At 43.1% G+C, this 9,482-nt stretch carries 10 protein-coding genes; 7 read left to right on the top strand and 3 right to left on the bottom strand.

The window, feature by feature from the left end; all coding sequences use genetic code 11:
- On the bottom strand, window positions 1–410 hold a 410-nt coding region (locus GVY04_07550), incomplete at its 3' end, for a CCA tRNA nucleotidyltransferase (protein ID NBD15996.1).
- Window positions 411–540: 130 nt separating this feature from the next.
- Here GVY04_07550 and GVY04_07545 point away from each other — a divergent pair.
- Both GVY04_07545 and GVY04_07540 read left to right on the top strand, forming a co-directional pair.
- Window positions 541–789, top strand: a complete 249-nt coding sequence (locus tag GVY04_07545) for a hypothetical protein (GenBank protein NBD15995.1) — start codon at window positions 541–543, stop codon at window positions 787–789.
- Between the two features lie 109 nt (window positions 790–898).
- Complete coding sequence (locus GVY04_07540) at window positions 899–1,834, top strand: EamA family transporter (GenBank protein ID NBD15994.1); 936 nt, start codon at window positions 899–901, stop codon at window positions 1,832–1,834.
- Here GVY04_07540 and GVY04_07535 read toward each other — a convergent pair.
- Window positions 1,831–2,523, bottom strand: a complete 693-nt coding sequence (locus GVY04_07535) for an MBL fold metallo-hydrolase (protein NBD15993.1) — start codon at window positions 2,521–2,523, stop codon at window positions 1,831–1,833. The genes GVY04_07540 and GVY04_07535 overlap by 4 nt on opposite strands.
- Window positions 2,524–2,690: 167 nt before the next feature.
- Here GVY04_07535 and GVY04_07530 point away from each other — a divergent pair, with 167 nt between their 5' ends.
- Together GVY04_07530 and smpB are read left to right on the top strand one after the other, a co-directional pair.
- Window positions 2,691–4,193: a site-2 protease family protein gene (locus GVY04_07530; GenBank protein ID NBD15992.1), complete on the top strand. Its 1,503-nt coding sequence runs from the start codon at window positions 2,691–2,693 to the stop codon at window positions 4,191–4,193.
- Between the two features lie 139 nt (window positions 4,194–4,332).
- The gene (gene smpB, locus GVY04_07525) at window positions 4,333–4,806 is read left to right on the top strand and encodes an SsrA-binding protein SmpB (protein ID NBD15991.1); all 474 of its coding nucleotides are present in this window, start codon (window positions 4,333–4,335) and stop codon (window positions 4,804–4,806) included.
- On the opposite strand, the gene pgeF is transcribed toward smpB, so the two are convergent.
- Window positions 4,793–5,596, bottom strand: coding sequence for a peptidoglycan editing factor PgeF (pgeF, locus tag GVY04_07520; GenBank protein ID NBD15990.1), 804 nt, complete (start codon window positions 5,594–5,596; stop codon window positions 4,793–4,795). The two genes, smpB and pgeF, sit on opposite strands and share 14 nt — an antisense overlap.
- A gap of 154 nt (window positions 5,597–5,750) precedes the next feature.
- Here pgeF and GVY04_07515 point away from each other — a divergent pair, with 154 nt between their 5' ends.
- The 3 genes from GVY04_07515 (at window position 5,751) to GVY04_07505 (ending at window position 9,480) form a co-directional block, all read left to right on the top strand.
- Window positions 5,751–5,972, top strand: coding sequence for a translation initiation factor IF-2 (locus GVY04_07515; protein NBD15989.1), 222 nt, complete (start codon window positions 5,751–5,753; stop codon window positions 5,970–5,972).
- Window positions 5,973–6,017: 45 nt separating this feature from the next.
- Complete coding sequence (psbV, locus tag GVY04_07510; protein ID NBD15988.1) at window positions 6,018–6,509, top strand: cytochrome c-550; 492 nt, start codon at window positions 6,018–6,020, stop codon at window positions 6,507–6,509.
- Window positions 6,510–6,720: 211 nt separating this feature from the next.
- Window positions 6,721–9,480 (top strand): UPF0182 family protein, encoded by a 2,760-nt coding sequence (locus GVY04_07505; protein NBD15987.1) that lies wholly within the window; start codon window positions 6,721–6,723, stop codon window positions 9,478–9,480.
- Window positions 9,481–9,482: the final 2 nt, after the last annotated feature.

Genomic DNA, 9,482 nt, shown 5'->3' with positions numbered 1-9,482 from the left:
GCAGAGACCATTTTGATCACCCCTGCCTCTAAATCCTCTTTCCCATTAAGGGGATCGATAAGCTGTTCAGTCTGGAGATGATGCGCGATCGCGTTGATGGTAAAGTCTCGACGCCGTAAGTCTTGTTCTAAACTTTCTCCCTCCAGTTTCGCAAAATCAACGGTTCCGTCTGCAAAAACAATCCGGGCGATATCCCGTTGGGCATCTAAGACGACAAAACCAGCTTGACAGCGATTGGCAATTTCACGGGCGAGCTCTACGGCTTTTTCTTCTAAAATTAAATCTAAATCGAAGGGGTTTCGTTGTCGGTTTAAAAGCGCATCCCGAACCGTTCCTCCCACTAAACAAGTATTGGTCGGAAGCCACTGCTGAGGAAACGGTAACTGAAGATTGGATAGAGGACTATTCATCTAACTGAAAGGGGTTTGCGAAACGACTCCTCAAAAAGCATTGATCAAACAACCGTTAACAAAGAACGAATAATCAATTTTCCCTAAGCTAAACTAGCACTAAAAGTAAGCAGGGTGAAAAAAGCATACCATGTGTATCTGTATTAACTGCCACTACGTTGATCGCTGCACAACCTATCATGCTGTAGAAACGCAGCACGAACAACCTCACCTTACGGATAACCCCAATTTTGAACCGGTTGAACCGACGGTGAATGTTAACATTCGTCCCCGAGAAGAATACATCGAGGTGGAATGGGATGTCGTTGGTTGTGAAAGTTTCCTCGAAGAAGCCGGAAAATGGGCAAAATTACGCCCGGGCGAACCGGTTCCCACTTAATATCAAATTGGTGATCAAGAATCAAGTTCCATCCTAAGCTATACTCTTGTCGATTTTGGCAGGTGGTAGGATGGAGGCTTTAATGATTTTTTGATCAGGATTGAGTTGCATGGGAAATTCACAATTAGCAACGACTGGGCGCGCGATCGCGTTTGTCTTACTCTGGAACTCTGGTTTTATTGGGGCAGAATACGGTTTACCCTTTACAGGGACGTTTACATTACTATTCTGGCGATATTTGCTATTGACCCTGATTTTGTTCTTGTATCTTAAAGCCAGCAATCGTTTCGTGATTCCCAATCGGGGAACGTTTGTTCATACTGCATTCGTCGGAGTTTTAGCCCATGGCGTTTGGCTCAGTTGCGCCCTCCTCGCTTTAGAACAAAATGTTCCCGCAGGGATTGTCGCGCTGGTCGTTGCCCTACAACCCCTTGTTACTGGGGCTTTATCGGGAATTGTTGTTGGAGAACACCCGAATCTCCGACAGTGGTTTGGCTTAACCATTGGCTTTCTTGGTGTCGCGATCGCGGTGGGAACCCGAATCCAACTCAATAATGACGCTTCCACCATTGGTTACTTTATCCCTTTTGGTTCTGTTATTGCCATTACCTGTGCCAGTCTTCTACAACGCCGACGAGAAGTTTTACCGCAAGCTCAGACTCCTCTCAATGTTAGCCAAAATTTGTTTTATCAAAGCCTTGCCACAGCGTTCATCCTATTTTTCCCCGCGATCGGAGTAGAGAAATTAACTATACAATGGAATGTACCATTCGTGGCAACGTTAAGCTGGCTCATTCTTGGCGTTTCCCTTGGTGCTTATGGTTTAATGTGGAAACTTCTGTCTGAATTAGATGCTACACGAGTAGCGAGCCTTTTTTATCTCGGTCCACCCGTTACGATGGGAATGGCATGGCTTGCCTTTGGCGATATTCCACAACTCACCGATATCATTGGTTTAGGAGTCGTTGTTGTGGGTGTCTTTTTTGTACAACTATCGAACCAAAATCGTTTGCAGAAAAAAATCAAAAGACAACAAAGCGATTAGAAGGTGTTCTCACTGTCAGAATGAATCAATTTTTGATACCCATCTTTAACTACTCCTTTCCCTCTCAGAAACCCAGTATTTGCCCCTGGACAAATATAGCTTAAGGTTTCAGGAGAAAATTTTGCTTTGAGTTTCTCAACATTTCTTAACTGTCTGCGCCAGTGGAAAGTTTTACGACTCGCAATTGGCATGAGCTTTCCTTCCGGATTAACTAAGAGATGACGACCGGAAAATAAAACCCCACCGTGAACGGGTAAATAGAGACAGGAAGATCCAGGAGAATAACCGCACGTCCAAATGCCCGTTGCTTCCCCAAAAGTAATTTCTTCGGCAAATGAGGTGAGTGTTACCTCCGGTAGTAAGTAGGCTTCCTGTTCTTGGACAATCACTTCACAGCCTAAATCCGATTGCAGGTTACGGACTTGACTCATGCCATCCCGATGAGTAATAAATAACCAACGCACCCCGCCCTGCTGTTGAAAAAATGCTTGAAAAGCTGATTTTTGCCCTTCCTTCCATCCTGGACAATCCACTAAAATATTCCCGGCTTTACCTAGAATAAAGTAAGCTGTCCCGCCTAAAGTTTCTCGATTCGGAGCAAAAGCATAAATCCCTGCTAAGATTTCACGGGGAGGTTTTGGGGGGGAGGTCATGGCAGAAGTTTGATTTTTGTTAGCGTCAGCACACATGGGGGTTAGCGTTTTATCTAGAAAATCTATGTCAGGATAGAAGCAGGACAACTAATCTAGCACAAAGTCAGTGATGACGCCTTAAATTTCCCATGTATTTAAGAAAGTCAGTACTCACAAGATTCATCCATGATTACTGTTAATTTTGCCCACTCACTGAGTTCAATATGGATTTTTTCGTAATTTTATTACTGTTAGCAGGAATAACTTATCTTTTGGTGCGTCGTAGTGCAAGTGGCTTAACAAGTACTCCGATCTGGTTATTGTGGCTAGTAGTAATGACGCCTGCTTTTACTTGGACACTTTGGCTTTTATTAATGGGTGAAGAAGAACCCATTCCTATTTTATTAATTTTAATTCCTTTTTTAATTTCCCCTCTTCTGTATTTTTGGCTTTTGCAACGGGGAAGACAAGATCGCACTCCGGAAAATTCGACTGTTGCTACGAACAAAGAACCACTGCAAACCCAGTTAGACCATTCTTCCCCTGAGAAAGATTCTGAGAATTCTCAATCAACTCGTCTCTTAACTCACTCCGAAGAAGAAAAATTAAAGCGTTGTTTCCCTTGGGAAGTTTACTATCTACAAAATGTTGATTATGGGGGACAAGCTGTTTTATGTCGGGGAAAATTGCGAACTGTCCCAGAAAAGGCATACCAAAAAATCACAAATAATGTCCAAAATCAGTTTGGTGATCGCTTTTTAATTTTATTTCAAGAAAGTTTGCAAGGAGAACCTTTTTTTGCACTGGTTCCGAACCCAAAACAGGAAAAGGTAAAAAACAAAACTGATGATGATTTAAATAAACCTTGGCTATCGTTTGGGTTAGCTATTATTACTCTATTTACAACCACAATTATTGGCGCAAATTTAGCGGGCGTCTCCTCTGAGGAATTTCAAGCGAATCCAGAATTATTACGAGAAGGTTTACCCTATGCCTTAACCCTGATGTGGATTTTAGGGTGTCATGAATTTAGTCATTACTGCACGGCTATTTACTATAAAATTCGGGCGACTTTACCTTATTTTATTCCGGTTCCGTTCTTTTTAGGAACCTTTGGTGCCTTTATCCAAATGCGTTCACCGGTGCCTCATCGCAAAGCCTTATTTGATGTCGCGATCGCGGGACCCTTAGGGGGATTTGTGATGACCGTTCCACTGTTACTTTGGGGACTCTCTTTATCAGAAATTGTTTCTCTTTCTGAAGATTCGGCATTACTCAATATTAATTCCCTTGATCCTCGTTCTTCCTTGTTGATGACTGTTTTTTGTAAAATTGCTTTAGGGAGTGAATTCGGAGCGGAAGCCGCCCTCGATTTACATCCCGTCGCGATCGCGGGATATATTGGCTTAATTGTTACTGCTTTGAATTTAATGCCGGTGGGGCAACTCGATGGCGGGCACATTGCCCATGCCATCTATGGACAACGGACAGCCGTCATTATTGGTCAAATTGCTCGGTTTTTAATGTTATTGCTTGCCTTAGCTGAACCTAGTTTTCTGATTTGGGCAATCATTCTATTTTTTATGCCTTTAATCGATGAACCTGCACTCAATGATGTGACAGAGTTAGATGATTTTCGCGATTTATTAGGCTTCTTAGCTTTAACGCTATTAGTCATGATTTTATTACCGCTTCCTGCGACATTGACTGATTTATTAAATGTTTAATAATAGTCGTTTTAATTCTCGTCAGGGGTAATCTTGAGTAGTGTGATTACTTCTGTCTGGGGTCAGTTTCCGAAGCGGTAACTTCAGATCCATCAGACGAAATTATTAACTGTTTAAGAAACGCTATAATAAAAAGATTATGAGTAAAGAAAATCAACCCGGTGGGATTAAAATTATTGCTGAAAATCGCAAAGCCCGCTTTCTCTATGAAATTTTAGAAACTTATGAAGCGGGAATTCAATTAATTGGAACGGAAGTAAAATCGATTCGAGCTGGACGGGTTAATTTACAAGATGGCTATGCCTTAATTCGTAAAGGAGAAGTTTGGCTAATCAACGTTAATATTTCTCCCTACGAAGCAACGAGTTCTTATTTTAATCATGACCCGAAACGCAGTCGCAAACTGTTACTGCACCGTCAAGAAATTAGTAAGTTAATCGGAAAGACCGAACAAAAAGGATTAACGCTCGTTCCTTTAAAGATGTATCTCAAGAAAGGGATTGTGAAAATCCAAATTGGCTTGGCGAAAGGGAAAAAATTACACGATAAGCGCGAAACAATTAAACGCCGTGAAGATGAAAAAGAAATGCAGCGTGTGGTTAAGCGTTACTAACAATGCCTGACCATTGCACTGCCTTTTCTCGACTCCGACGATAGGAAAAGAAGTGTTCTGGTTCTTGATAAGTACAATGGGGAGCAACAGCAATTTGTTCGGGATGAAACCCCATTTTTTCCAATTGTAAGGTGTTGACGCGACGGACATCTAAACGGACTTTTTCCGGTTCTGGGTCAGGTTGCAACGGTGAACCATGGAATTGCCAAAGCTGTTCTACAATTGCTTCAGCAGATAAATCAGCGTCTGTTGGCAATAAGCTACTGCCCACTTGTGCCGCCACTGCTAAATCCACCTGATACACTTCTCCACTAATGGCAGGTCCCAGGGCAACCCGTAAATCAGAAAGTTGGCTATTGCTTTCTAAAAAGCGCGCGATCGCGATCGGTAAAATGGATAATGCTGTTCCTCGCCATCCCGCATGAACGGCAGCTACATTTTGCCGTTTCACATCTGCAATTAAAGCGGGCGTGCAATCGGCGCTGGCAACCCAAAGCGCTTGTTTTTTCTCATCACTGTATAAACCATCGGCTGCGACAACTTTCTCCTCTTCTTGCGCGATTTCTGAAGGCGTCACGACTCGTTTTCCATGCACCTGTTTAGTGCGATACACCGTTGTATCCGGGGCAATAACTTGCGTTAATGCTTCTAGAGAGTAATCAACAAAATGGCGCGTAAAAAAGCCATGAGGAAATTCTTCTAACAACCGACACTGCAAATAGCTTAATCCCTTGTTTTGTCGCCATTGCCAGGTCCCCTGTTCAGTGGAAGAAATTGAGGAAAAAACCACAGTTATCTTAAATCCTTACGAAATCTAGAGGTCACTTCACCAATTATGAATTATGAACGATGAATTCAGCATTGTTCCCTGTGTTTGGTACAATCAGTATGCCGTTGCTACCTTAGTAAGGCATTAAGGAATCATCCTCCTCTATTCTTTCCCCATGGGATTTGCACAACTTGCGATTACCGATCTCGCAAGGGAGTATCATCTTTCTGTTGAAGAGGTATTCCATTATTGCGATCAACTCGGAATCACTTATAAAAACCAAGACACCTGTCTCGCGTTGGAAGATGCAAAAGCAGTGATCCAACATATTTTGTCTCAAAATCGCCAGTCCTCTGGTATCAGCGGAGACAAAAATTTAACTGAGTCCCAAAACTAGAAGACAATATAAAAGAATCAAAAAGCGTTCTGAGGAGAACCATTCATGTTGCGAAAACTCATTTTAATCACAGTGGCAACTGTGTTTTTTGCTTGTCAACTGCTCGTCGATCCTGTCTCTGCTTTAGAACTCGATAAAGAAAGTCGCACGGTTAAATATAACGACCAAGGCGATGAAGTTGTTATCAGTATCAAAGAAGCAGAAAGAGGAAAACGTCTGTTTAATGATGTTTGTGCTCAATGTCATTTAGGCGGCGTCACTAAAACGAATCCTAATGTTGGCTTGAGTTTAGAAGCATTAGAGGGTGCCGAACCCGCACGGGATAATATTGCCGGATTGATTGATTATATGAAAAACCCCACTACCTATGATGGGGAAATGGAGATTGAAGAAATTCATCCTAACACCACTCGTTCTGACATTTATCCCGAAATGAGAAACTTAACCGAAGACGATTTAGAAGCGATCGCGGCACATATTCTCATTCAGCCTAACGTTCGAGGAAGACAATGGGGCGGCGGTAAAGTTTATAACTAAAGCTTGACTGACGACCTCAAATCCTTCTCGGAATCCCTCCTCATGGTATTGGGGAGGGATTGTTCGTGATTGGCGGGTGAGTTAGACTACTGAAGACTCAGTGAGTGACGAGTGAACAAAGAACTAATGACCAATGACGAAAGACGAACAACTAATGACCAATGACCAATGACAATCCTACAATAGAAGTCGTAGCCCGAACTGGACACTTATGGTAGCGAAACGACCGAATGCAATTCCCAACTGGCGGTGGCTGATTCCTCCTTTGGTCGCCCTCATCCTGATTTTGATCTTTTCAGGAACCTTAGTGCATTTAACGACTGAATCTTGGTGGTTTAGCGCGGTTGGGTTTTCTGACGTTTTCTGGACACTGCTGACATGGCGAGGCATTACTTGGGTCGGCAGTTTTCTTATTTTTGCCCTCTTTTTAGGGTTAAACTATTGGTTTGCGATGCGCGTGACTCGCTACTCCACAATTCGTCTTTTAGAAGGCAGCGATTTATCTTTTTATGCGGATCGCCTCCCCAAATATATTGCACCGATCATTATCTTTTTTATCTCCTTATCCGCTGCTGGGGCAAGTATCACCGCTTGGGATACGCTACTCAAATTTCTGAACACCACGGAATTTAATCGCACTGATCCCATCTACGAACGGGATATTGGATTTTATCTCTTTCAGCTTCCGTTTTATGAAGGGCTACAGGATTGGTTATTTGCCCTGTTTCTAACGGGATTACTAGTTGCCGGTGCAGTTTATATATTAAAAGGAACCATTAATCTCAGTCGGGGGTGGCAGTACTTAATTTATGGCGAAGCGAAAGCCCACATTTGTCTACTCCTGGCAGGATTAGCTTTTTTAATTGCGTTTCAGTTTTGGCTACAGCGTTACGATTTACTTTACTCGACTGAAGGTGTTGTTTCCGGGGCGGGATTTACCGATACTCATGCCCGTCTCACTGCCTTAACCGGCATGGGATTTATGGCGTTAGCCTTAGCCGTTGTTTTCATCGCTTCAGCTGGGCAGAATAGCCTCACGCTACCGATAACAGGAATTACTTTATATCTGGTGATTTATATCCTGTTGTATCAGGCTTATCCAGGATTTCAACAACAGTTTATCGTTGAACCGAATGAACTGGCGAAAGAAAGACCCTACATTGAAAATAATATTGCCCTCACCCGAGATGCTTATAACCTTAGTGGCGTGGAACGAGATAATTATCCCGCCCAAGGAATGCTCGATCGCGCTGCCGTTGAAGATAACCAAGGCACCATCCGCAACATTCGCCTCTGGGATTATCGTCCACTCCTCACCACTTATGGACAACTGCAGGAAATTCGTCCCTACTATAACTTCCGCGATGTAGACATTGACCGCTACACCATCAATGATACCTACCGCCAAGTGATGTTATCCCCACGAGAATTATCTCGCGCCCCGCAAGATCGCTGGGTCAGTCAACGTCTCAAATATACCCACGGTTATGGCTTAGTGATGAGTCCTGTGAATCAAGTCACCTCACAAGGCTTGCCAGAATTACTGATTAAAGATATTCCGCCAGTTTCTAGTGTCAATTTAGAAGTGGAACAACCGCGTATTTATTACGGTGAGGAAACCAATAACTATATTTTTACCGGCATGGTGGAAGATGAGTTTGATTACCCCCTGGGAGAAGATAATGCCAGCAACCGTTATGACGGTGCTGGGGGGGTTGACATTGGTTCCTTTTGGCATCGCTTACTCTATGCGTATGATTTGGGCAGTCTCAAAGTTCTTATTTCCACTCAGTTTCAACCGGAATCTCGGATTCATTATTATCGCAATATTCGCGAACGCATCAACCATGTCGCGCCATTTTTACGCTTAGATGCCGACCCTTACATAACCTTAATTAATGGTCGTATGAAGTGGATCGTGGAAGGCTATACGGTCAGCGATTATTATCCTTATTCTGAACCGGTTTCCGCGATTAATAATGCGGGAACCATCTTACAACAGGGACAAAATACCCAACTGCTTGCCGGTGGATTTAATTATGTTCGGAACTCGGTCAAAGTGATTGTTGATGCTTACGATGGCACATTACGGTTTGTCATTACCGATGAATCCGATCCGCTGATTCAAACCTATCAAAAAATCTTTCCTAGCTTATTCACTTCCATGAGTGAGGTTTCTCCAGAAGTGCAATCTCACTTCCGCTACCCTTTAGATTTATTCAAAATCCAGACTCAAATGTATTTGGCCTATCACATGAGTAATCCGGAAGTGTTTTATAACCAGGAAGACTTATGGCGATTTGCAACAGAAACTTATGAAGGCAATCAGCAATTAGTCGAACCCTATTACACTATTATGCGCTTACCCGAGGCGGACAGAGCAGAGTTTGTACTAATTTTACCCTTTACGCCTATTAATAAAGATAACATGATTGCTTGGATGGCAGCGCGGTCCGATGGGGAAAATTATGGCAAATTATTGTTATATGAATTTCCAAAACAAGAACTCATTTATGGCCCCAGTCAAATTGAAGCAAGAATTGATCAAACCCCAGAGATTTCGCAACAGTTAAGTCTTTGGGACCAACAAGGTTCAAGAGTGATTCGCGGCAACTTACTCGTCATTCCCATTGAAGAATCCATTCTTTATGTCGAACCGATTTATTTACGGGCCGAACAAGGAGAATTACCCCAACTCAAGCGAGTTGTGGTTGCCCATGGAGATAACTTAGTGATGCGCCCGACTTTACAATCAGCCATCTCAGCTGTTTTTGGAGAAGAAACAGTTCCACCGCCACCGGCGCAAGAGCAACCCACTGCCCAAACCCCAATCCCTGATAATTTAACCCAACGCGCGATCGATGTTTATCGAGACGCCCAACAAGCTGCCCAAGCGGGAAATTGGGGAGAATATGGCGATAAAATCAAAGAATTAGAGGGCATTTTAGAGCAACTGCATCAGCAGGAGTAACG

The sequence above is a fragment of the Cyanobacteria bacterium GSL.Bin1 genome, assembly GCA_009909085.1.
Classification (GTDB): Bacteria; Cyanobacteriota; Cyanobacteriia; order Cyanobacteriales; family Rubidibacteraceae; genus Halothece.
Note: the sequence above shows the minus strand (reverse complement) of the source record. Positions and strands in the feature narration are given on the sequence as shown.

Coding starts and splice junctions, on each gene's coding strand:
- GVY04_07545 (NBD15995.1), top strand. CDS start 541: ATGTGTATCTGTATTAACTGCCACTACGTTGATCGCTGCACAACCTAT.
- GVY04_07540 (NBD15994.1), top strand. CDS start 899: ATGGGAAATTCACAATTAGCAACGACTGGGCGCGCGATCGCGTTTGTC.
- GVY04_07535 (NBD15993.1), bottom strand. CDS start 2,523: ATGTGTGCTGACGCTAACAAAAATCAAACTTCTGCCATGACCTCCCCC.
- GVY04_07530 (NBD15992.1), top strand. CDS start 2,691: ATGGATTTTTTCGTAATTTTATTACTGTTAGCAGGAATAACTTATCTT.
- smpB (NBD15991.1), top strand. CDS start 4,333: ATGAGTAAAGAAAATCAACCCGGTGGGATTAAAATTATTGCTGAAAAT.
- GVY04_07515 (NBD15989.1), top strand. CDS start 5,751: ATGGGATTTGCACAACTTGCGATTACCGATCTCGCAAGGGAGTATCAT.
- psbV (NBD15988.1), top strand. CDS start 6,018: ATGTTGCGAAAACTCATTTTAATCACAGTGGCAACTGTGTTTTTTGCT.
- GVY04_07505 (NBD15987.1), top strand. CDS start 6,721: ATGGTAGCGAAACGACCGAATGCAATTCCCAACTGGCGGTGGCTGATT.